Origin of the sequence: Micromonospora haikouensis (assembly GCF_000876225.1) — a bacterium.
Taxonomy (GTDB): Bacteria; Actinomycetota; Actinomycetes; order Mycobacteriales; family Micromonosporaceae; genus Micromonospora; species Micromonospora haikouensis.
The window spans coordinates 1-22,246 of record NZ_JXSX01000002.1; the positions used below are offsets into that span (position 1 = coordinate 1).

General features: G+C 73.4%; 19 protein-coding genes and 1 tRNA gene. 9 read left to right on the forward strand and 11 right to left on the reverse strand.

Annotation, left to right across the window (positions count from 1 at the left end):
* Positions 1-299: 299 nt before the first annotated feature.
* Positions 300-926: an NADPH-dependent F420 reductase gene (locus TK50_RS16595; RefSeq protein WP_043964849.1), complete on the forward strand. Its 627-nt coding sequence runs from the start codon at positions 300-302 to the stop codon at positions 924-926.
* A 99-nt stretch (positions 927-1,025) separates the two neighbouring features.
* Here the strand turns inward: TK50_RS16595 and TK50_RS16600 are convergent, their stop codons facing one another.
* On the reverse strand, positions 1,026-2,849 hold the full coding sequence (locus TK50_RS16600; protein WP_043964853.1) for a VanW family protein: 1,824 nt from the start codon (positions 2,847-2,849) through the stop codon (positions 1,026-1,028).
* Between the two features lie 607 nt (positions 2,850-3,456).
* Here TK50_RS16600 and TK50_RS16605 point away from each other — a divergent pair.
* Both TK50_RS16605 and TK50_RS16610 read left to right on the forward strand, forming a co-directional pair.
* Positions 3,457-3,999 carry a DUF6230 family protein gene (locus tag TK50_RS16605; RefSeq protein ID WP_043966355.1) on the forward strand — a complete coding sequence of 181 codons (543 nt, stop codon included), beginning with the start codon at positions 3,457-3,459 and terminating at the stop codon, positions 3,997-3,999.
* 82 nt (positions 4,000-4,081) lie between these two features.
* Positions 4,082-5,752 carry a DUF6114 domain-containing protein gene (locus tag TK50_RS16610; protein ID WP_043966357.1) on the forward strand — a complete coding sequence of 557 codons (1,671 nt, stop codon included), beginning with the start codon at positions 4,082-4,084 and terminating at the stop codon, positions 5,750-5,752.
* 63 nt (positions 5,753-5,815) lie between these two features.
* Here the strand turns inward: TK50_RS16610 and TK50_RS16615 are convergent, their stop codons facing one another.
* Positions 5,816-7,486, reverse strand: a complete 1,671-nt coding sequence (locus TK50_RS16615) for a DUF885 domain-containing protein (RefSeq protein ID WP_043964855.1) — start codon at positions 7,484-7,486, stop codon at positions 5,816-5,818.
* Between the two features lie 52 nt (positions 7,487-7,538).
* Positions 7,539-8,138: a PDDEXK family nuclease gene (locus tag TK50_RS16620; RefSeq protein ID WP_144420312.1), complete on the reverse strand. Its 600-nt coding sequence runs from the start codon at positions 8,136-8,138 to the stop codon at positions 7,539-7,541.
* A 115-nt stretch (positions 8,139-8,253) separates the two neighbouring features.
* Between TK50_RS16620 and TK50_RS16625 the strand changes: the two genes are divergently transcribed.
* On the forward strand, positions 8,254-9,225 hold the full coding sequence (locus tag TK50_RS16625) for a DMT family transporter (RefSeq protein ID WP_043964858.1): 972 nt from the start codon (positions 8,254-8,256) through the stop codon (positions 9,223-9,225).
* A 31-nt stretch (positions 9,226-9,256) separates the two neighbouring features.
* Here the strand turns inward: TK50_RS16625 and TK50_RS16630 are convergent, their stop codons facing one another.
* The 3 genes from TK50_RS16630 to TK50_RS16640 all read right to left on the reverse strand — a co-directional run bounded on the left by TK50_RS16630 (position 9,257) and on the right by TK50_RS16640 (position 14,335).
* On the reverse strand, positions 9,257-10,321 hold the full coding sequence (locus tag TK50_RS16630) for a PHP domain-containing protein (protein WP_043964859.1): 1,065 nt from the start codon (positions 10,319-10,321) through the stop codon (positions 9,257-9,259).
* Positions 10,322-10,397: 76 nt separating this feature from the next.
* Positions 10,398-13,319 (reverse strand): glycosyl hydrolase, encoded by a 2,922-nt coding sequence (locus tag TK50_RS16635; protein ID WP_241774038.1) that lies wholly within the window; start codon positions 13,317-13,319, stop codon positions 10,398-10,400.
* Positions 13,320-13,549: 230 nt separating this feature from the next.
* On the reverse strand, positions 13,550-14,335 hold the full coding sequence (locus tag TK50_RS16640; RefSeq protein WP_043964861.1) for a M23 family metallopeptidase: 786 nt from the start codon (positions 14,333-14,335) through the stop codon (positions 13,550-13,552).
* A 92-nt stretch (positions 14,336-14,427) separates the two neighbouring features.
* Here TK50_RS16640 and TK50_RS16645 point away from each other — a divergent pair, with 92 nt between their 5' ends.
* From TK50_RS16645 to TK50_RS16655, 4 genes are all read left to right on the forward strand, one after another.
* A complete protein-coding gene (locus tag TK50_RS16645; RefSeq protein WP_199486083.1) occupies positions 14,428-14,823 on the forward strand; it encodes a hypothetical protein in 396 nt (131 codons plus the stop codon).
* Between the two features lie 112 nt (positions 14,824-14,935).
* A complete protein-coding gene (locus tag TK50_RS34430) occupies positions 14,936-15,103 on the forward strand; it encodes a hypothetical protein (RefSeq protein ID WP_176734415.1) in 168 nt (55 codons plus the stop codon).
* A gap of 137 nt (positions 15,104-15,240) precedes the next feature.
* Complete coding sequence (locus tag TK50_RS16650) at positions 15,241-15,771, forward strand: tRNA adenosine deaminase-associated protein (protein WP_043964862.1); 531 nt, start codon at positions 15,241-15,243, stop codon at positions 15,769-15,771.
* Positions 15,772-15,976: 205 nt separating this feature from the next.
* Positions 15,977-16,477: a deaminase gene (locus tag TK50_RS16655; RefSeq protein ID WP_199486108.1), complete on the forward strand. Its 501-nt coding sequence runs from the start codon at positions 15,977-15,979 to the stop codon at positions 16,475-16,477.
* Positions 16,478-16,600: 123 nt separating this feature from the next.
* Here the strand turns inward: TK50_RS16655 and deoD are convergent, their stop codons facing one another.
* Positions 16,601-17,308, reverse strand: coding sequence for a purine-nucleoside phosphorylase (deoD, locus tag TK50_RS16660; protein WP_043964865.1), 708 nt, complete (start codon positions 17,306-17,308; stop codon positions 16,601-16,603).
* A gap of 75 nt (positions 17,309-17,383) precedes the next feature.
* On the opposite strand from deoD, the gene TK50_RS16665 reads away from it, so the two are divergent.
* Positions 17,384-17,470: transfer RNA gene (locus TK50_RS16665), tRNA-Ser, on the forward strand.
* Between the two features lie 72 nt (positions 17,471-17,542).
* Here the strand turns inward: TK50_RS16665 and TK50_RS16670 are convergent.
* The 4 genes from TK50_RS16670 to TK50_RS16685 form a co-directional block, all read right to left on the reverse strand.
* Positions 17,543-18,583 (reverse strand): hypothetical protein, encoded by a 1,041-nt coding sequence (locus TK50_RS16670; RefSeq protein WP_043964867.1) that lies wholly within the window; start codon positions 18,581-18,583, stop codon positions 17,543-17,545.
* A gap of 112 nt (positions 18,584-18,695) precedes the next feature.
* Complete coding sequence (locus TK50_RS16675) at positions 18,696-20,774, reverse strand: NACHT domain-containing protein (RefSeq protein ID WP_082106430.1); 2,079 nt, start codon at positions 20,772-20,774, stop codon at positions 18,696-18,698.
* Positions 20,775-20,887: 113 nt separating this feature from the next.
* Positions 20,888-21,502, reverse strand: a complete 615-nt coding sequence (locus tag TK50_RS16680) for a hypothetical protein (RefSeq protein ID WP_043964871.1) — start codon at positions 21,500-21,502, stop codon at positions 20,888-20,890.
* Positions 21,499-22,113, reverse strand: a complete 615-nt coding sequence (locus TK50_RS16685) for a hypothetical protein (protein WP_043964873.1) — start codon at positions 22,111-22,113, stop codon at positions 21,499-21,501. Before TK50_RS16685 ends, TK50_RS16680 begins: the two co-directional genes overlap by 4 nt.
* Positions 22,114-22,246 lie beyond the last annotated feature (133 nt).

Here is a 22,246-nt window from a genome sequence, read left to right on the forward strand (position 1 = left end):
TGGTACTGCACTCGGGAGGGTGTGGGAGAGTAGGACACCGCCGGACATTCTTTCGTTCAGGGCCACCCCAACCGGGGTGGCCCTGAAACGCGTCTGCGGCCATTTTGTCGAACACTCCCACCGGTGCCGCCCGCCTCGGTAGCGTCGATCGGGGACCCGCCGTCGGCGGCGTTCCCCGCGACCGTGGCCGGAAACCCGTACGTGGCGTTCGCCTCCAGCGCTATTGGGACGCTCCGGCCGGGGTACCTGCCCACAGTTCGACCGGATCTGACCGCCGGGAGGCGGAGGCAGGAGTGGTCATGAAGATCGGAATCATCGGGTCGGGGCACATCGGTGGCACCCTCACCCGTCGGCTGAGCGCCTTGGGCCACGAGGTGACGGTCACCAACTCACGGGGGCCGGAGTCCCTCGGGGACCTGGCGCGGGAGACCGGCGCGACCGCGGGAACCCTTGAGCAGGCCACCGACCAGGCCGAGGTGGTCGTGGTGGCCATCCCGCTGCGGGCGGTGCCGGAGCTGCCGGCCCGACTCTTCGAGGGCCGGATCGTGGTGGACGCCGACAACTACTACCCCCAACGGGACGGCGACATCGCCGAGCTGCTGGACCGCAGCCTCAGCTCCAGCCGGTGGACGGCCGAGCACCTCAAGGGCGCCCGGGTGGTGAAGGCGTTCAACAACATCCAGGCCCAGCACCTCATGGACAACGGGCGGCCGGCCGGCGCGGCCGACCGGATCGGGCTGCCGGTGGCCGGCGACGACGCCGACGCCAAGCGCGTCGTGATGGAGCTGGTGGACGCCCTGGGCTTCGACCCGGTCGACGCCGGCACCCTCGACGAGAGCTGGCGGCAGCAGCCGGACACGCCCGTGTACGGCACCGACCGCGACGCCGACGGCGTACGCCAGGGACTGGCCGACGCGAGGCCCTGAGCGCCCTTCCGGGCGGCCGGGCGTGTTTCGCGTACCCAATGGGATGCCCCGCCGGCGACGTGCCGGCGGGGCATCGGTGTGTCCGGGGCCCGGCGGACCTCAGTCGGTGGGGCCGCCGCAGACGTAGCGGGGCTCGGCAAGGTACCGCCAGGTGAACTTCTCCCGCTTGACCACCTTGCCGTCCTTCTTGATGACCCGGAAGGCGTCCTGGGTGAAGCCGTCGATGCCGTTGCTGGGGATGCACGACGGGCCGGGCTTGAGGTGGATGGTCTTCGGCTTGGTGACGTCCCGGCGGGGGCCGTACTCCGTCTTGACGCTGTCGTAGATCTTCGTGCTCCAGATCGACACGGTCACCGAGCTGGCGGTGGTCGAGGTGTCGATGAGGACGCCGTACTTCGTGTTGTTGCGGAACTTGAAGTCGAGGTTCGGCCAGAAGATCGTCGACTCGATGACCGGCGGGTACCGGCTGAACCAGTAGGAGTGCGGCTTGTGCTCGACGTCCTCCAGGCCCGCGTAGTAGGTGGCGTTGAACAGGGTGGTGGTGAACTGGGAGGTGCCCCCGCCCACGCCGGGGACGAGCTTGCCGTCGAGGATCACCGGGGCGTCCCGGTAGCCCTGGGCGTAGCCGCGCTCGCCGGTGTGGCCGTTGAGGGAGAACGTCTCGCCGGGCAGCACGACCGTCCCGTCGACGTCCTTGGCGATCTGGACGATGTTCTGGCTGCGGGGCGAGGAGAGGCCGCCGGTGAAGTGGGTGGTGAACCGGGAGACCCGTTCGACGATGCCCAGCCCGGCCAGCTTCTCGGTGGTCAGTTTCGGCTGGGTCTCCTTGAGCCGGCCGGTGACCTTCCGGTCGTCGGTGCGGGGCAGGACGGCGAGCAGGTCGCGGCTGAGCGCGGCGCTGTCGAGCTGCTGGCCGGGTCGCCCGTCGACCGGCTTCGGCTTGCCCCCGGTGACCGTCATCCGGGCGTCGCGGGGCTCGGTCTCGATGGCGTCGAGCTTGTCGCCGAGGGCGGCCCGCAGCCGCTTCACGTCGACGCGGGGGGTCAGCTTCCCGGCGTCGTCGGCGGTGAAGCGCAGGCTCCGGGCGATGGCGGCGGGCGGGATGGTGACGGAACCCTTGTCGGTGTCGAGGGTGACGGGGGCGGCGACGGCGGGGCGGGCCAGCTCGGCGACGAGCTTGTCGACCTCCTCGGCGCTGGTCGCCGGCGTGTTCTCCACCAGCGGCACGGTCACCGGCTGACCGGAGAGCCAGCCGTCGCGGACCGCCTGGGCCGAGCGCTGCGGGTCGAGCGCGAGGCCGGACCTGGGGCGTACCGGCTTGGGGGTGGTGCCGGTGAAGATGATGGCCGGCACGGTCCACTCGCGGGTCTGGTCGCCGGCCGCCTTGCGCAGGGCCGCGTCGAGCCGGGCGGCGTCGACGGTCACCACCGGGGCGACGGCGCGCGAGCCGACGAGGCGGCTCACCGGGTGCGCCTGGGCCTTCGCCGCCGCGTCCACGGTCGCTTCGACGTCCACCGCGAGCCCCACGTCGGCGGGGGCGAACTCCAGGCTCTTCTCGCCGACCGTCACCCGCAGCGGGGTGCTCGGGGTGCCCGCCCGCTCCAGCTCCGCGCGTAGCTCGCGGATCGCGTCGGTGCGGCTGCGTCCGCCCAGCTCGGTGCCGAGCACGGTCGTGCCGCGCGGGACGTCGCCGGCGTACGCGTAGGCGCCCACCCCGCCGACGGTGGCCAGGACGGCGGTGCCGACGCCGGCGGCGAGCAGGACCCGCAGTCGGCGGCTGCGGCGGGCCGGCCCGGTGCCGGTTGTGGCCGCTGTGGCTGCCGGTGCGACGGGGTCCGGCTCGTCGACCGGCCAGCTCACCGCGGTCACCTTGACGGTCGGCCGGTCGTCGGCGGGCGGTCGTGTTTCGCCGTACAGAGTCACAGCAACCTCGATCGGTACGTACCACGTGGGAGCCTCTCCCACCCGGGAGACACCTACGGTAACCAACGGCGGGGCCGTCCGGCAGTCTGCGTCCCCGGCCGTGTCCGGGCAGCGTGTCGGCGTCCGGCGCACCGGCTGTCCGTCGGGCTGCGCGGGCTGGTCATGCGGGATTTCCACACCGGTATCGCCGTCGGGGTGATCGATGGATCACTCTCAGCGGTCTGGCAGGTTCCCGTTACCAAAAAGTTACCGGCGGGTATCACGGCTACATCGCGTGAGTCTCGCCGCGTCGCCTGTCGCACTCGGCCCGGTTTGTCCGGTGGGGCGTCGAGGCGGGCGTTGACCGAAGGTGACCATAACCGATCTTGGTGGCGCGGGCGAGTTACCCGCCGGTAGCAAGGGTCTTGTGACCTGGGTCGCTTCGCGGCAGCATCCAATCCGCACGCTGCGCGCACCGTCCGGCCAGCGGATCGCAGCAGCCACCGCAGCTTCCCCCACCCCCGAGCCGCGATCCCGCGCTCGGTGACCCCCGTTCGAGGAGGACCTCGTGAAGGATTCGGAAGACCGTCTGGAGCAGGGCGGCACCCGTTGGCGGCGGTTCGCCGCGATGATGGTGCCCGCGACCGCCGTCGCCGGTGCCATCGTCTTCGGCATGGCCAACGGCGCGATCGCGGCGTCGTTCGCCGTCTCCGGCCAGACCTTCAAGGTCGGCGCCTCGAAGCTGGAGGGCACCGGCTTCAAGCAGTACGGCGGGTTCGTCAAGGAGAAGGACGGCACCGCCCACCCGGTGGCGGTGTCCGAGATCGCGGACGCCAAGCTCTACGACCTGTGCCAGTCGGTGAAGATCCCCGACCTGCCGATCGTGCTCACCATCAACGCCGGTGGCGGCGGCAACCCGGCCACCGCCAAGGGCCTGCTGATCGACATGGACTCCCTGGGCGGCGACGCCGAGTTCAAGAACATCAAGATCGGCCGGGACGCCACCGACCTCAACGAGGGGGCCACCGCGAAGTCGTTCGGCCAGAGCGCCGACAGCGTGACCATCACCGACCTGGAGCAGGTGGCCCGCTCCACCAGCGCCGCGATCTTCACCCTCAACGGGCTGAAGCTCAAGGTCAACGTGGGTGCCGCCGCCAAGGAATGCTTCTGAGCCAGCCACCGGGCCCGTGGGGGGTGCCCTCCACGGGCCCCGGCCCTCCCTCGTCACCAGTGAGCACCGCCAGGAGGAGTACGTGACGACCGCCAACCCGCAGCACGCCCAGCCGGGCCGGGTCAGTCAGGCGTGGCGCAACTTCCGCCGCTGGCGTCGGGCCCGCCCCTTCTGGGGCGGCCTGTTCACCGCGCTGGCCGGGCTGGAGATCTTCTCCACCACCCAGATGAGCCTCAGCGGCCTGAGCTTCCAGATGGGGCCGACCGGCTTCCTGTCCTGGCTGATCCCGGTGATCCTGGTGGCCTGCGGGATGCTGATGTGGTTCAGCCCGCAGCAGCGGATGTTCTACGCGATCGTCGGCGCGGTGACCGCCGTGTTCTCGCTCATCGGGGTCAACCTCGGCGGCTTCTTCGTCGGCCTGCTGCTCGGCATGGTCGGCAGCGCCCTCGGCTTCGCCTGGGTGCCCGCCCGTCGACCGGCCGCCGCGCCGGCCGGGTCCGGCCCGGTCGGAACCGCGGTCGAGGGCCCGGCCGGAACCGCGACCGAGGGGCCGACCGACGCCGACGCCGACCGCGCCGGCGAGGCGGCGCTGGTCGACGAGCTGATGCCCCGCGCGCAGCACCCCGACGACGTCACCGGCCCGCTCACCGACACCCTGCCGCCGCCCCGCAACCCGCTGCGCGAGGCGCTGCCCGCCGACGCCGCACCCCCGCTGCGGGAGTCACCGGCCGCCGGCTCGGGCGACGACAGCACCCAGGTGCTGCCGAGGGTCGGGGCGGACGGCCGCCCGCAGCCCCAGCCGGCCGAGGACGGCCCGGGCCGGCGCGGAACGCACCGGGACCCGAGGCTGCTGGCGATCACCCTGGTGCTGCTCAGCGTCTCGGCCGCCGGGGCGCTGGCGCTGCGCGACCAGGCCCCGGTGCAGGCCGCCCCCGCCGCCCCGTGCCCCACCCCGTCCGCCACCCGCCCGGCCGAGCCCGAGCCGTCGGCGTCCCGCCCGGCCAGCAGGAGCCCCAGCCCCACACCCAGCCCGAGTGCGGAGAAGACCGCCGGGGGCAACGTGCTCACCGACATCATCGACGGCATCGGCGACCTGTTCACCGGTGGCGACGACGACGCCGAGCCGGCCGCGAGCCCGGAGCCGACGGGCACCGCGCCCACCACCGGCGCACCGACGGCCACCGCCCGGCCGACCGCTTCGGCGAAGCCGACCCCGGCCGCGTCGGCCAGCCCCGACAAGCCCGGCGACGGGTGCGCCACCCCCGAGCCCACCGAGCCCGCCGAGGTCGAGCCCGGCGAGCCGCTGCCCAGGATCGCCCCCGAGCCGGGCCAGCCCCGGGTGGCGGCGAAGCCGTCGAAGCTCACCGGCTCGAAGGTCACCATGACCGGGCTGCGCTTCGAGGGGATCGTCGACCTGCCGACCGGCGACGGCACGCTCAAGACGCTGAAGTTCAGCATGGCCAAGAGCGTCACCGACGACTTCCAGCTCCTGGCTGACGGCCCCGGCGGCCGGAGCCAGCGGTACGTCACGGACCGGCTGACCGTCCAGGGCGACGTGGCGTTCTACGCCACCCGGTTCGTCGGGCGGCTGCTCGGCATCAAGATCACGCTCACGCCCGACCTGCCGTTCCCCGACGGCATCCCGATCACCTCGCCGATCCCGATCACCTTCACCGACCCGGTGATCGACCTCGCGTACGTCCAGTGCGACGTCCTCACCGGAAAGCCGGCGCTGAAGCTCGACCTCGCCTGAGCCGCCCCCGACGCGACGGCCGGGGCCACACCCCCGGGCCCCGGCCGTCGTCCGTGCGGGAACTCAGAGGCGGGCGAGCGCCCGGCGCAGCGGGTCGAGGCCCAGCGCCCCCAGGTCCAACGCCTGCCGGTGGAACTCCCGCAGGTCGAAGTCGGCGCCCTTGCGGGCCTTCGCGTCCTCCCGGGCCTGGAGCCAGATCCGCTCCCCGACCTTGTACGAGGGGGCCTGCCCCGGCCAGCCCAGATAGCGGTTCAGCTCGAAGCGCAGGTTCTCGTCGGGCACCCGGCAGTGCGCCCGCATGAACTCCCAGCCCAGCTCCGGGGTCCACCGCTCGCCCGGGTGGAAGTCGAACGGGTTGTCCTTCGGGATCTCCAGCTCCAGGTGCATGCCGATGTCGACGATCACCCGGGCGGCGCGGAACGCCTGCCCGTCGAGCATGCCGAGCTTGTCGCCCGGGTCCTCCAGGTAGCCCAGCTCGTCCATCAGCCGCTCGGAGTAGAGCGCCCAGCCCTCGCCGTGCCCGGAGACCCAGCACAGCAGCCGCTGCCAGCGGTTGAGCAGGTCGGCCCGGACGGCGGTCTGCGCGACCTGGAGATGGTGACCCGGCACGCCCTCGTGGTAGACGGTGGTCACCTCGCGCCAGGTGGAGAAGTCGGTGACGCCCTGCGGCACCGCCCACCACATCCGCCCCGGCCGGGAGAAGTCCTCGCTCGGGCCCGTGTAGTAGATCGCGCCGTCGCTGGTCGGGGCGAGGCAGCACTCGATGCGGCGCACCTGCTCCGGGATGTCGAAGTGGGTGCCGTGCAGGTCGCTGATCGCCTTGTCGGCCAGCGCCTGCATCCAGTCCCGGAACGCCTCCTTGCCCTGGATGGTGCGCGCCGGGTCGGCGTCCAGCGCGGCCACGGCCTCGTCGATCGTCGCGCCCGGCCCGACGATCCGCGCGGCCACCGTCCGCATGTCGGCCTCCAGCCGGGCCAGCTCCGCGAACCCCCAGGCGTACGTCTCGTCGAGGTCGACGCGCGCGCCGAGGAAGTACTGCGAGGCCAGCGCGTACCGCTCCCGGCCGGCGGCCTGCTTGTCGCGCCCCAGCGGGGCCAGTTCGTCGCGCAGGAACTGGCCGAACCCGGCGGTGGCGGCGGTGGCCGCCGCCGCGCCCCGGCGCAGCTCCGCCCCGAGCGTGCCGTCGACGCCGAGCCGCTCCACCAGGCCGTGGAAGAAGTTGTCGCCGCTCGGGTCCGTCCAGACGTCGCACTGCTTGGCGACCTCGACGAGCTGCGCCTTCGAGCTGACCCGGCCCGCGCCGGCCGCCTCGCGCAGCGTCGTCTTGTAGCCCTCCAGGGTGCCCGCGAACCGGTTGAGCCGGGCCGCGATGTTGGCCTGCGCCTCCTCGCCCTCGGTGGGCATCAGGTCGAAGACCATGCGGATGTCGTGCAGCCCGCTGGCGATGACGTTGACCTCGCTGGTCGTCTCACCCGCCTCGTACCGGGCGAGGTCCAGGCCGAGCCGCTCCTGCATGGCCTCCCTGGCCGTCCGCTCCGACTCGGAATCGGGCTCGGTCACGTCGAGGTCGGCCAGCGTGCGTCGGGTCAGCTCCGCCCGGGCCGCGTAGCCCTCCGGCGACAGGTCGTCGAGCTGGTCGTCGTGTCCGGCGATGCCGACGTAGGTCGCGCCGACGGGGCTCAGCGGCGCCCAGTCGGCGACGTACCGGTCGGCGAGGTCATCGATTCGTCCCACGGGGTGACACTACGCGACCGGGCCGGGCGGTTGTCGAGCGTGATTGCCGTGTTCAGGGCAGCAGCTCGGCCGGGTCGAAGTCGATCGGGAACGGCGCGTCGGCCCGCAGCCGCTCCCCGCTGACCGCCCGCGCGACGGTGTCGGGGCCGCCGGGCCGGTGCAGGGCGAGCAGCCGCACGTCGACCCGCGCCGGATCACGGGTGAGTCGTACCCGCATGAACCAGGGCACGCCGCCCTCGGCGCAGCGACGCGGCCGGTCCACGGCGGCCGGCCCCGGATTGTCGTCGGAGGAGACCTCCACCGCGAGTTCGCAGTGGCCGGCCGGCACCCAGCGGTCCTCCTCGTCCGTCGCCGGCAAGGTGTGCAGCACGGTGACGTCCGGCTGGATCCACAGGCCCGGGCTGACGGTCAGGTTGACCCGGCCGAGGACGTGCCGGCCGGCGGCCTCGGCGGCGGGGGCGAGCAGGCAGCCGAGGCTGACCATCGCGAAGCTCTCGCTGGCCCGCAGGAACGGACTGATCACCAGCCGACCGGCGACGCACTCGTGGCGGGCGCCGGCCAGTTCCCTGACGGGGAGGTATCGCTCCGCGAGCGCGGTCGTCCAGCACCCGGACAGCTCCACGAGCGGATCGAACTCCTGCGACGGCAGCACCGGCGTCACCCCCGACCGTGATCAACGAGGATGCCGTCGTGGCGTTGCTGTGGTGGTGGACACGGTGGCCGGAAACCGCGCGACACCGTCGCACCCCTGCGGCAGAGTGTCAGGGGTGACACCCGATACCACCCCTGACAGGTCGGCGCTGCGCAGCTGGCTGCCCGGCTTCCTCGCGCTCGCCGCGATCTGGGGCGCCAGCTTCCTGTTCATCAAGGTCGGCGTCCGCGAGCTGCACCCGCTGCACCTCACCCTCTACCGGGTCGCCGCCGGTGCGCTGACCCTGCTCGTCGCGCTCGCGCTGCTGCGCGACCGGCTGCCCCGCGAGCCCCGGATCTGGGCCCACCAGTTCGTGGTCGCCGCGCTGGGCGTGGCCGTGCCGTTCACCCTCTTCGGCTACGGCGAGCAGCGGATCGAGTCGATGCTCGCCGGGATCTGGAACGCCACCACGCCGCTGATCGTGCTGCCGATGGCGGTGCTGGTGTTCCGCACCGAGCGGCTGACCACCCGCAAGGCGGTCGGGCTGGGGCTCGGCTTCGCCGGGGTGCTCGTGGTGCTCGGCGTCTGGGCGGGCGTCGGCGGGGCCCACTTCACCGGTCAGCTCATGTGCTTCGGCGCGGCGGCCTGCTACGGCTTCGCCATCCCGTACCAGAAGCGGTTCGTCGCGGGCAGCGCCGACTCCGGCCTCTCGCTCTCGGCGACCCAGCTCCTGCTGGCGACCGCGCAGCTCGCCGTGGTCGGCCCGCTGGTGGCGGGCGTGCCGCCGCTGCCCACCGACCTGTCGCCCGGCGCGCTGGCCAGCGTGCTCGCGCTGGGCGCGCTCGGCACCGGCCTGGCCTTCGTGATCAACCTGCGCAACATCCGGGTGGCGGGGGCGAGCACCGCCTCCACGGTGACCTACCTCGTGCCGATCTTCGCCGTGCTGATCGGGGCGCTGGCGCTCGACGAGCGGCTCACCTGGCACCAGCCGGTGGGCGCGCTGATCGTGCTGGCCGGGGTCGCGGTGACCCAGGGCCTGCTCGGCCGGCGCGGGCGGGCCCGCGCGGTCGACGTCGCCCCGCCGGCCGCCCCGGTCGCCGCCCGCTGATCCCGGCACCCACTGGTTCGGCGCGGGCCGGTCAGCCCCGGGCCCACGCCACGAGGCGCTCCGCCGGCCAGGTGTTGACCACCCGGTCGGCGGGGACGCCGCACAGGGCCGCCCGCTCGCAGCCGAACCGCTGCCAGTCGAGCTGGCCGGGGGCGTGCGCGTCCGTGTCGATAGCGAACCGGCAGCCCGCCTCCAGCGCCCGCCGGATCAGCCGCTTCGGCGGGTCCTGCCGCTCCGGCCGCGAGTTGATCTCGACGGCCACGTCGTGCTCGGCGCACGCGGCGAAGACGGCGTCCGCGTCGAAGTCGCTCTCGGCCCGGGTACGCGGCCGGTGCGCCCGGTCGCCCGGCCCCCGCACGCCGGCCGGGCGCGACGACACCATCCGGCCGGTGCAGTGGCCCAGGATGTCCAGGTGCGGGTTGGCGATCGCCGCCAGCATCCGCCGGGTCATCCGGGCCCGCTCGTCGTTGAGCCCGCTGTGCACCGAGCCGACGACCACGTCGAGGCGGGCCAGCAGCTCCTCCTCCTGGTCCAGCGAGCCGTCGGCGAGGATGTCGACCTCGATGCCGGTGAGGATGCGGAACCCCTCGGGCAGCGCCTCGTTCACCGCCGCCACGTGGTCGAGCTGGCGGCGCAGCCGGTCCGCCGTGAGCCCCCGGGCCACCTTCAGCCGGGGCGAGTGGTCGGTCAGCACGACGTACTCGTGGCCCAGCTCGACCGCCGCGAGCGCCATCTCCTCGATGGGCGAGCCGCCGTCGGACCAGTCGGAGTGGGTGTGGCAGTCGCCGCGCAGCGCCTCGCGCAGCGCCGTGGCCGCGGCGTCCAGGTCGGTGCCCTCCGTGGCGACGAGCCGGCGCAGGTAGACCGGCTCCTCACCGGCCAGCGACTCGGCGACGCAGCGGGCGGTGACGTCGCCGACGCCGGCCATCTCGGTGAGCCTGCCGGAGCGGGCCCGCTCGGCCAGCTCCGCCGCCGGCAGCGCGGCCAGGGCCGCCGCCGCCGACCGGAACGCCCGCACCCGGTAGGTCGCCTCGTTGGCCCGCTCCAGCAGGAACGCGATCCGGCGCAGGTCGGCGATGGGGTCCCGGTCGGTCATGCCCTGCAACCTACGCGCCCGCGCCGCCGGTCGGGGTACGACCGGCGGCGCGGGGTGGTGCGTCAGTGCGGACCGGTCAGGAGTACGGCAGCTTCACGACCGACTGGTTGCCGAGGCCGAGGGTGCTGGGGCTGCCGCCGATCGCCGACCAGACCTCCACCTTCACGGTGCCGTTGGCGAGGTTGCCGAGGGTGCCGCTGCTGGAGTGCAGCCCGGCGGCCTGGGTGTAGTGCTCGTACCCGGGGACCGGGTCGGTGGCGAAGTAGCGGTAGGTCTCCACCCGTTCCCAGCTCCCGTTGCCGGTGAGGTCGTAGGAGAGCCGCACCTGCACCCCGTTGCCGACGGCGGTGCCGGCGTCGAGGAACAGGTCGAACGCGGTCTGCCCGCCGGCGTACGCGAGGTTGAGGCCGGTCGCGGTGAACACCTGGGCGTTGGTCGGGGTGCCGTCGTGGTTGCCGTTCGCCGCCGCCACCGTCGTGGTACCCGCGCTGCCGGCCGCACCGAAACCGCCCCCGGCGAGCAGGTAGCGCGTCGGCGAGCTGGCCGGCGGCGTGGCGGTCGGCGTCGGGCTCGGGCTGGTGGGCGTCGGCGACGGGCTGGTGGTCGGCGTGGGGCTCGGGGTGCCCGTCGGCGGCACGCCCCCGGCGGCGTTGCCGCCGCTCCACGTGTACGCCCCGGTGGTGGCCGTCTTCCCGGCCCCCACGGTGAGCGTGGTGCCGTCGGAGAACCGCACCGTGACCGGCGCGGCGGTGATGTTCGACGCCACGTACGTCCGCGCCCCGTTGCGGGTGAAGACGGCGCTCAGCGGGTGGTTCGCGCTGACCGTGGTGTCGACCGTGCCGAGCGCGGCGAGGTTGCGGATCCAGTGGAAGGTGTGCGCGCGGCTCTCCCCCTCCTCCGGCGTGTACCCGGGGTTGGCCCGCAGGTTCGACAGCGCCGTGGCGGGGTCGCCGAGCGCCTGGAACTGCCAGAGGATGTCCTGCCACACCGTCGGCTGCCCGTTGTTGTTGCGCACCAGTTCGGCGTAGTTGGTGCGCACGTACGCGGGGTCGTAGCCGAGGTAGAGGTGGCCGCCGGTGACGGGCAGCAGGTTGATGCCCTGGATCATCTCCGGCTCGGCGCTGAACCAGGTCGCGTACGCGCCGCCGTCGCCCCAGACCATGCCGACCGTCGAGTGCTCGAACCCGGCCGGGAAGTTCTCGTCGGCGTGGTCGAACCAGTATTCCTGGATCGCCGCCGCCTGCGTCGTGTAGAGGAAGATGCCGGCGTCGCGGACGGCCGTGTCGCCGGTGGCCTGACCCCACTGGATCAGGGCGTTGGCGAAGTTCATCCCCTCCGACGAGGACTCCTGGTTGTTGCCCGCCCCGAACGAGCCGTGCCCGGAGGCCCAGTCGTGGCCGGCGTAGATGTCGAAGTCCCGCAGGTACGGGAACCGGGTGTCGGCGCGGTCGTAGTTGTCGGCGTCGCGGATGAGCAGGTCCACCATGCCGCCGTAGCGGGCGTCGGTGGCCCACTGCGGGTCGAACTTGGCCAGGGTGGCCGCCGCGGCGATGAAGTAGCCGTAGTGGAAGTGGTGGTCGTTGAGTTCCTGGTCGGACCCGTAGGAGGCCGGGTAGCCGATCAGGGTGCCCCAGTTCTGGTCGTAGTAGAAGACCTTCGCGGTCTTGCCGGGCGAGGCGGTGAACCAGTCGGTGAGGGTGGACCGGATGGCGTTCAGCGCGCTGTCGCGGGTGGTGGTGTCGTCGACGAGGTCGGCCACCTCGGCGATCCGGGCGGCCCGGCCGAGGCCCTTGCCCGTCCAGTAGGTGTCGCCGCCGCGCTGGTCCATCGGGTTGCCCCGCACGGCGGCGAGCTGGTCGCGCAGGGTGGCCAGGTCGGCGCCGGAGCCGTCGCCGACGGCCGGCAGCTCGGGCAGCACCCCGTGGTAGGTCATCGCGGTGCGGAACTGGGTGACGCCGGTGAGGACCTTCATCCGGCCGCGCGCCGACGGGTACGTCTGGGTGATCGGCGTGGAACCGGTGAGCGCCCTCCACTGGTGCGGGTAGAGGCTCACCACGGTCTGCGTGGCGGTGCCCTCCCGGGGCGTGGTGGTGAACGCGTACGTGGTGGTCAGGCGGCTGGCCGCCTGGTCGTACGCGTACGAGACGCGGGTGCCGGTGACGTGGGCGTGCGCGTACCGGCCGTAGGTGGTGGCGAGGCTGGTGCGTTCGGCGGCGGTGCTGCCGGCGGTGGTGGGCAGCAGGGCGACGGAGAAGTAGCCCTTGCCCGCGAGGGTGGACGAGATCCGGCCCCCGCTGACCGTCCAGCTCGCGCCGCTCGGCGCGTACGCGACGTAGTCGTGGCCGGCGACGGTGAAGCCGATGGTGGCGCCGCTGTTGGACCAGACGGTCGGGGTGCTGTTGGCGTTGACGACGGCGTCGCCGCCGGTGGCCTGGAAGTAGGCGAACGGCAGGCCGTGGCCGATGGTGGCGCGCAGGGTGCGCGCGCCGTCGCTCCAGTACGGGGTGACGGTCCAGTCGGTCCAGCCGGCGACCTTCACCGTCGGCGCGGCGAGCCCGGCGACGCCGACGCGGATGTCCTGCGTGTACGGGTAGTGGAACTCGCCGACGCCGGTGGCCGTGCCGCTGATCGCGGGGGTCGAGTTGGCCGAGAAGCCCAGACCGTCGGTGAACGTGTCGTAGGACAGCGGGTGGGCGTGCAGCGGCTCGCTGTAGGCGCAGTCGGTGCGCTTCCACAGCAGCGACGACCACCAGTCGTTGGTGGGCACGGCACCGGCGGGGGCGTCGGCGGTGACGTGCTGCCGGGGGTTGGTGGAGAGCTGCCCGCAGCCGGAGGGCAGCGGGCCGACGGGCGTGGTGGTGTAGCTGCCCGCCCCGACGGACGCGGCCTGGGCGGGGGCCGTGTTGACGGCCACGGCGAGGCCGCCGGTGGCGAGGGCGAGGACGGTGGACGAGACGAGGGCCCAGAGGCGGTGGCGGTGTGGTGTGGGAGGTGTCACGGGTTCCTCCATCGCGCGGGTGCGCCGGACCGGCCGGCGTCGGCGCTTGGTCGGGATTGGGGAGGTTCGTTACCTGTGAGAGCGCTCTCTCATGCCGGGACGTTAACCGGTGTTCGAGACGTCCGTCAATGTGTGCGACCGGTTGAGCCGGGATGTCGCGATTGGACCGTCCCTGGTCCCGCTCCCACGCCCCGCTCAGCCGCCCCGGGCCGAGCCTCCCGTGCGGACCGTCAGCCGCCTCCGCCGCCGCTCTTCGGGGCCTTCGGGCAACCGTGCTCCCGACGCCACGCGGCGACCTCGGCGGCCGGCTCCCGGTTGCCGCCCCGCCGCCACGAGTCGAGATAGCGGGCCGGCCAGACCACCCCGCGCCGGATCCACCAGTCGCCCCGGCCCGAACACTGCGGGGAGAGCCCGAAGTGCAGGTGGCAGACGTTGTTGGCGTTGCCCGTGCGGCCCACCCGGCCGAGCTGCTTCCCGGCCCGCACCCGCGTGCCGGCGTCGATCCCGTCGGCGATCGCGCTCAGGTGCGAGCCGTAGTAGCGCACCCCGTCGTCGCCCAGCAGCGACACCGACAGGCCGCCGTTGTAGGGACCCAGCGGCCCCCGCTTGTCGAACCGGTCCACCCGGCTCACTTCCAGGACCGTCCCGTCGGTCACCGCCACCACCGGCTCGCCGCAGTCGGCGAAGATGTCCGTCCCCGGATAGGCGGAGTGGGTCGGGTGGTAGGCGACGTTGCCCGCGCGCACCGGGAAGACGTGCCGCAGGCCGGTGCGGGTCGGGCTGGGCGACGCCGCCGGCCGGGTGCTCGCAGCCGGGGTGACCGGCGGCGCCGACGGGCCGACCGGCGTCCCGGCCGGCTGCCCGCCGGTGACCATCCCGGTCGGTGCCACCCAGCCGGCCCCGGGCGTCCGGTTCGGCGGCGGCGCGCCGCAGCCGGCGGCCAGCACCGGCGCGAGCAGCAGCAGAACCGGGTACGCCGCGCGCGGGCGACGCCGACGCGGGAAGCGCGAGGACATCCGCCCATCCTGACAGAACCGATACGGTGGGGAGGGTACGGTCCGGGGTGTCCACCCCGCGCCCTGCGGCAACCGGCGGACGGAGTGCGGTGATGACCTGGCAGCCGGCCCACCCCGACTGGGCCGACCCGGAGCAGCCGGCCCACCCCGGCTCGCGTACCCCGTCGGGGCTCTTCCCCTCCGGGCCGCCGTCGCGGCCCACCTGGCGCGAACCGCACCCGGTGACCGGGTCGGCGGTCGCCTCCGGGGCGGCCGTCACCGCCGCGTGGCTCGTGCTGTTCGCCCTCCTCGGCCGCGACGTCCCCACGTACGCCTGGTGGACGGTCGTCGCCGGCGGGCTGGCCTGGCTGGCCGCCCTGGCGCTGGCCCGCCACGGCGACCGCGGCGTCGCCACCGGCGTCGCGATCGTCACCGCCGGCGGCTGGAGCGTCGCCGCCGCCGTGGTGGCCGTGACCTGGGCGACGACGGGCGACTGGCCCCTGTGGTGACGGGCCCCGCGCGGCGGGACCGGCCGGCCCGCGCTGCCACCCTCGGTCGCCGGCCGGCTGCGCACCGAATCCCGTCTTGACGTACCCGCTTCGACGGCGCACTCTCGGCGGTATGGCCTGGACCACCCCGCGGCTCGACCCCGAGCGGAGCCGCCGCCGCCTCCAGATCCTCGCCGAGCTGGCGGGGGCCAGAGCGGGACGCGAGCGGGAACGGCCCCAACGCGCGCGCACCGAACGGCTGCGGCAGCTCATCGCCACCCGCCGCCGGGTCGCGGGCTGACGGCTCCGGCCGACCGCCGCACTTTCCACAGGAATGACCGGCCCTTCGGGGCGTTGACCGGTCGCCTGCCGACCCGACCGGTTAACGTGCACGCGTAACGAGTCGGCGTGCTGTGCCGAGGCAAACTTGGGGGAACCGTGTCGTACTTCGCTGCCGCCGTGGTGCGCGACGGAGGCGGCTGGACCGCCGCAGAGGTGAACCTGCGCGGGGCCACCGACGTCGACGAGGTCGCCGACCGGCTGCGGGACGTCGAGCCCGACGCCGACCTGTCGCTGCTCTTCGTCGAGGCCGACGACGCCTACCTGGTCATCCTGCGCCTCGACGAGGGCGAGGACCTGCGGGTGTTCGGCTCCGACTCCGCGTACGCCGAGGAGTCCCGGCTCGGCGCCCTGCTGGTCGGCGACCTCAAGGGGTCGGTCACCGGCTTCGACGACACCGAGGAGCCCCGGCCGAGCGCCGGCACCGGCGACGACGACAGCGAGCAGCCCGCCGTCGACCCGGAGGCGGACCCGGTCGGCGACGCCGACCTCCTCGCCGACCTCGGCATCCCCGCGCAGCGGCTGCTGCGCCTCTGCGCCCACGAGGGCATGCTCCCGGCCGACGTGACCGCCGAGGTGTGCCAGGTCCTCGGCTGCGCCGACGAGGTCGAGGAGCTGCGTGGCGTCTGAGCCGGCGGACGCCACCGACCCGGCGCTGGAGGGCGTACGGCCGGGACAGCCGACCCCGGGCGCGGTCCGGCGGTTCGGGCCGGGCGCCGACGAGGGCCTGGCCGAACTGGGACTTGCCGGCCCGGACGGCGGGGATCTCGGCGGCGCGGGCCTAAGCGGCGCGGGCCTGGGCGGCGCGGGTCGCCGGCAGCGGCACGAGCTGTGGATGCGGCGCGCCCTCCAGGTCGCGGTCACCGGCCCCGCTCCGGCCCGCGCCGACGCGTCGGCCGACGGGGTGGCTCGCGTCGGTGCGGCGGCCGACGCGGCCCGCCCTGGTGAGGTGGCCGACGACGTGCCGGTCGGTGCCGTCGTCTACGGCCCGGACGGCACCGAGCTGGCCGCCGGGCGCAACGAGCGGGAGCTGACCGGGGACCCGACCGCGCACGCGGAGGTGCTGGCGCTGCGCCGGGCCGCCGAACGCCTGGGCCGGTGGCGGCTGGACGACTGCACCCTCGTGGTGACGCTGGAACCCTGCACGATGTGCGCCGGGGCCATCGTGCTCGCCCGCGTCGCGGCCGTCGTCTTCGGGGCCTGGGAGCCCAAGACCGGGGCCGCCGGCTCGCTCTGGGACGTCCTGCGCGACCGGCGGCTCAACCACCGCCCCGAGGTCTACGGCGGGGTGTTGGAGGCGGAGAACTCCGCCGTCCTGCGCGCCTTCTTCCGCTGACCCGGTAACGGGCTGACCCGGCGAGATCGTGCTCGATCCGGGATGCAGTGGCCTCGGCGACGCTCCGATGCCACTCGATCCCCGATCGAGCACGATCTTCCGGTGGGATCACCGGGCCGGGCGTCAGGCGATCGCCGTGTCCAGGCCGATCTCGACCATCTGGGAGAACGTCTGCTCGCGCTCCTCCGACGTGGTCTTCTCGCCGGTCTTGATGTGGTCGCTGACGGTGAGGAGGGTCAGCGCGCGGGCGCGGAACCGCGCGGCGATCGTGTAGAGCGCCGCCGACTCCATCTCCACCGCCAGGACGCCGTAGTCGGCGAGGCTGTCGTAGAGGTCCGGCCGGTCGGTGTAGAAGGCGTCCGCCGCCAGGATCGGGCCCACCCGCATGGTGATGCCGCGCCGCTCGGCCACCTCGACCGACGTACGCAGCAGCCCGAAGTCGGCGACCGGGGCGTAGTCGATCAGCCCGGCGAAGCGCATCCGGTTCATGTTGGAGTCGGTGGACGAGCCGATGGCGGCCACCACGTCCCGCAGCTTCAGTTCCTCGGTCAGCGCCCCGCAGGAGCCGACCCGGATAAGGGTCTTCACGCCGTACTCGTTGATCAGCTCGTGGGCGTAGATCGAGGCGGACGGCATGCCCATGCCCGAGCCCTGGACGGACACCTCCACCCCGTTCCAGCGGCCGGTGAAGCCCAGCATGCCCCGGACCGTCGAGTAGCACGTGGCGTCCTCGAGGTAGGTCTCCGCGATCCACTTGGCCCGCAGCGGGTCGCCCGGCATCAGGACCCGCTCGGCGATCTCTCCCGGCTTCGCGCCGATGTGCGTACTCATGGCAAAGATCCTGCCAGGCCGACCGGGGGGATACCGGTTCGGCATCCGGTCCCGGTGTCCTGTACCCTCGTCGGCGGTGGCGTGTCCGAGTGGCCTAAGGAGCACGCCTCGAAAGCGTGTGAGGGTTTACGCCCTCCGCGGGTTCAAATCCCGCCGCCACCGCTCGTGACAAGCGAGAACGCCCGGTCGGTCCAAGAGGACCAGCCGGGCGTTCCGCATTCCGCTCCGCTCGGGTCAGCCCTTGATCGAGTTGGGCACCACGGGGACGGTCACCGACGTGCCCGCGTTCGCGGTGACGTCCGGCACCAGGATCGTGGTGATCTCGATCTCGGGGCGCTGGGTGCGCTTGGCGATGCTGTCCGTCTCGCGCTGCACGGGGCAGAACGGCAGCTCCGGCCAGAACTTGGCGAAGACCTCCCACGCGGCGGTCTCCTGCCGACGCAGCTTCTCGACCTCGATGCCGTCGTACTCGCCCTCGCCGATGTCCGGCAGGGCCGCCTCGTCGAACGCCTTTGCCAGCAGGACGACCGTGTCGTCGTAGCGGTTGGGGTTCACGGACCGGCCGAGTCCCCAGTCGTCACGCGTCCGGCGCAGCCGCTCCCGGTCCTCGTTGCTGATCTTCTTGTCCTGCTGCTCGCCGACGAGCAGACCCCCCTCGTCCTTCCCCGTCCACCAGCTCGCGTAGTAGGTGCCCTGGTAGCCCTGGCACAGGTAGCGGTTGCCGTTCGGGTGGACTTCCAACAGGAAGGTGTGCACGGACGGGAACGAACAGTCGAGGAGCAGGATCTGCCCCTCCTGCGGCACCTTCCGGAGCAGCTTCAGCAAATCCTTCCCGGCACCCGAGCCGACCTTCTCCCGCGTCCCCGCTTCGATGCCGTCGGCGCAGGTGGGGTGTTTCTTCCTCAGCTCGGCCAGAATGTTCTCCGCCGTCTTACCGCAGTTGGCCCAGTTGACGCTGCCCATCGCCATCTTGAACAGGCCCTCGTTGCGGGACTGCACGATGGTCGTGTTCTTCTCACCCAGGAAGCCGCCGGTCTTCACCCGCATCTGCGCCGCCCGCACGGCCTGCGGCCAGGAGGGGAAGGACTCCTTGCCCGCGGGGCCGGACCAGGAGATGAGCTGCGCCAGGATGGCCTGTCGTTCGTGTTCCGCCAATTCCTCACCGGTCGTCTGCTGATACTGGCCGAACGCCTGCTCGATCTGCTCGGCATAGGGGTCGAGCGCGCCCGTGACGCTCAGGTCCGGAATCGGATTCTTGGCGATGGTCAGCAACATCTGCTCCTCGGCGTGATCGTCGACGTCGGAACGACGCCGACACCGAGACGATGCCGCAGAGGAAGATGTGCTGCTGTCCGAGATCCGCGGCTCTGTTATCCGCAATCCGATCTCACGGGCGGGAGAGCATCTGGGCGTCGGACTTCGTCAGCCGGTCGGCGAAGAACTCCAGCAACTCCCGGTGGACGAAGATGTAGCCGTCGCCGACGTCCCGCAGGAACAGGCACTGCACGGCGTAGTCGAGGAACGGCCGCAGCGGGCGGGGCACGACGCCGTCGCGGGCGAGCCTCCGGCGGACCAGCCACTGCTCGGTGAGCGGCCCGAGGGCGACGGCCACCAGCAGGTACGACGCGGCGAACGCTCCGACGACCGCCCCGTACCGGAGGCCGTCGGCACCGGTACGGGCCAGGCCGACGGGCAGCCCGCCGAGGGTGCCGGTGACGACGCCCAGCAGCGGTGCGCCGGTCGCGGCGAAGCGGAGCCGCTGCCGCAGGGCGGGGCTCGGGATCTCGCGGCGCGGCGCGCCGCCGGGCGGGCCGATCAGGTAGAGGTCGAACAGCATGGCGCGGGTGAAGGCCAGGGCGAGCAGGGTGGCCAGCAGCATCCCGAACCAGTGCGCGAAGTCGGCGAGCAGGCCCGGCCAGCCGCGCAGCCCGTCGGTGAGGCCGAAGGCCAGCCCGACCAGGAGGGCCGCGGCCACGGCCGCCCACCCGACGCCGACGTTGCCGGCCACGTCGCGTAGCTCGTCGGCGGTGTCGGTCACCCAGTTGACCCGGAGGGGCCGCCGATCCTCCGGCCGGCGTTCCCGGGAGGCGATCAGTTCGAGGTCGTCGTACTCGTCGCGGACGAGGGCGAGCAGGGTCAGCGTCGCGGCTGCCAGCCCCACCACGAGGCCGGGCCAACCGATCAGGGCGGCCCCGAGCAGGGTGACCACCCCGCCCACGGCGACGCCGGCCAGCGCCCGGCTGAGCAGGTCGGCGCTGCGCCCGGCCCAGAACGGCGACCAGGTCGGGGCGACCAGGTCCAGCACGAAGATGGTCTGCTGCCGCTTGCGCAACTGGTGGCCGAGCACCGTCAGATACTGGACGGCCTGCTCCGGCCGGTACGCCGGGTGCGGGCGGTGCCGCAGCATCGTCTCGACGTACCGGGCGAAGAGGCGGGTGCGGCGACCGCCGGGGCCGTCGGTCGGGCCGGGACCGTCGGCGTAGGCCAGGCCCATGATGGCGAGCAGCAGGGGCGAACCGGTGAACTCCCACAGGCCCTCGTCGGCGGCGAGGGCGGCCCGCAGGCCGGCGAGGGCGGGCCCGGAGCGGTCCAGGTACCGCTCGATCTGCGGCCGGGTCAGCGGCTGGATCGTCACCGTGCCGTAGACGGGCAGGCCGGCGCGGAGCTCCCGGTATTCCGACTCGCGGCAGCAGACCGCGATCGGGGTGAGCGGCTGCCGGGCGTGGAACACGGCGATCGCCGCCGCGCACTCGTCGCGGCGGGCCGCGACGACCTCGTCGAGGCCGTCGAGCAGGGGCAGGACCGCGCCGGCCTCGATCCACGCGGTCGCCTGCCGGGACGGGATGCCGTAGCGCTCGGTCAGTTCGGCGGCGAGCCACTGCTCCAGCGGCAGGCGTCGGGTGGCCCACGACGACAGGTTCAGCACCACCGGGATGGGGGCGTCCGGGTCGCGCCCGGCCGCGTCGACCAGCTCCCGGGCGAGCTCCAGCAGGGTGGTCGTCTTGCCGGAGCCGGGCGCGCCGAGGATCACCACGGCGCGGTCGAGCCGCTCGAAGAGGCCGGCCACGGACGCGCCCTGGTCGAGGACGCCGGTGAAGCCGTCGCGGTGGGTGGCCCGCAGCGTCCACGGGTACCGCCGGTCGTCGGCCGACGCGGTGACGCCGAGCTGGATCCGGGCCTCCTGGTGCAGGGAACGGTCCAGCACGCTGGTGATCCAGTACCGGCGTACCCGGTCGAGCAGGACCCGGCGGGCGTGCGCGGCGGCCACGCCGGTGACCGGCGCGGACTCGCGGGCCCGCCGGATCTCGACCACCATCACCGCCACGACCACCACGGCGAGCGCCGGCCAGGCGAGCCACAGGTGCGGCGTCCACCCGTCGGGCAGCGCCCCGGTGGCGACGTTGGTGACGACGCCCAGCAGGGTCACGCAGACCACCGAGAGGACGACCGTGGTTACCCGACGCATGCGTCGTCTCTACCGTCCGGCCCGCGTCCGCACAACCTATGATCGGGTACGCGCCGGTCAGGCCGTCTGTGGACGATGGAGCTCCCGGCTCAGCAGGGGCCGTGGCTCTCAGCTCAGCAGGGGCCGTAGCCCTCGGCGAAGAGGCGGCGGGCCCAGTCGGCGTACCCGGCGATGATCTTCCGGACCGTGCGCCCGTCGTGCAGGAAGAGGTACGCGCGGTCGCCGCTGCGGGCCAGCAGCCCGTCGAACCGGTACGTCCGCTGTGGAGCGTCGAGCGGGCTGACTGACCGGTAGCGGGCCCGGACCTCCTCGACCGGCGTGCCGACGCCGACGCCCTGCGGGGTGCGGACGTTGATCCGCTCCGCCGTGGGGACGGGGTCGTCGAGCCAGAGCAGCACCAGCCGGTCGTCGACGAAGATCGGGCTGACCGCGCCGTGGCCGACGAGCGTGGGCCCGCAGGTGTCCACGTCGGACGCCAGCATCCCGCGCCGCGCCAACTCCTGTTCGGTGTCGCCGAACTCGACGTCGGTCAGGCCGTTGAGGTCGACGACCTCGTCGATGACCTCGTCGACGGCCTCGTCTGCTGCCGACCGGCCGGCGTCGGGCGGCGGGCCGGGCGGGCGCGCGTCGCCCCCGGCGTCGACCGGCCCGTGTGGACGTACGCCGCTGCCGGCGATCGAGGCAGCCGCGAGCAGTGTCGCAATGAAAACGAATTGTCTGAATTTCATAGAATCCCCCAGTCCCCAACGGGCCCGGGGCGCTCAGGTTGCTGCCGAGCGCCGGATTCCCCGAATTCCCACTCCTCGGCCAGCTCGTCCCAGTAGTCGGCGGTCAGTCCGCGCCGCCCGTGCGCCAGCCAGCCGGCGGTGTTCCGCTCCAGGTGCAGGCCCAGCTCGGCGAACGGGTCGATCCACCGCCCCGGCTCCGCGCCGATGCGGGTCAGCGCCGTGTTCAGCGGCCACTGCCCGCGCGGGGCGTCCAACACGTCGTCGAAGTGTGGCCCCCAGCTCACCGCGCCGGCCAGCCACACCACCGACGCCTGCCGGCCGAGGCCCCCGGAGAACTCCGCCTCCAGGTAGGCCACCGGCCCCGAACGGGACCACCCGGCGAACAGCCCCGCCAGGGCCGGCGACAGCACCAGCTCGAACGGCTGCTCCGGGCCGGGCGGGTCGGCGGCGAAGTCCGGCAGCGCCCCGGTCAGCTCCTGCACGAGCTGCGGGGTGACCGGCAGCAGCGCGAAGTCCTGCCGCAGCGCGGCGAGCACCGCGTGGTCCAGGTCGGCCGTCCGCTCGCGGAGCAGCTCGACATCGGCCACCACCGCGCTGAGCTGGTAACTCATCGGACCCTCCGCCGTCCACAGGCTGTGGATAGAACATGTGTACGACCGGGCGTGGCGCGCCGGCGCTGCCCCGGACCGTACCGAACGCACCCCCTGCCGACGCCGGGCCGGGGCGGACGTGAAAGAAGGGCCG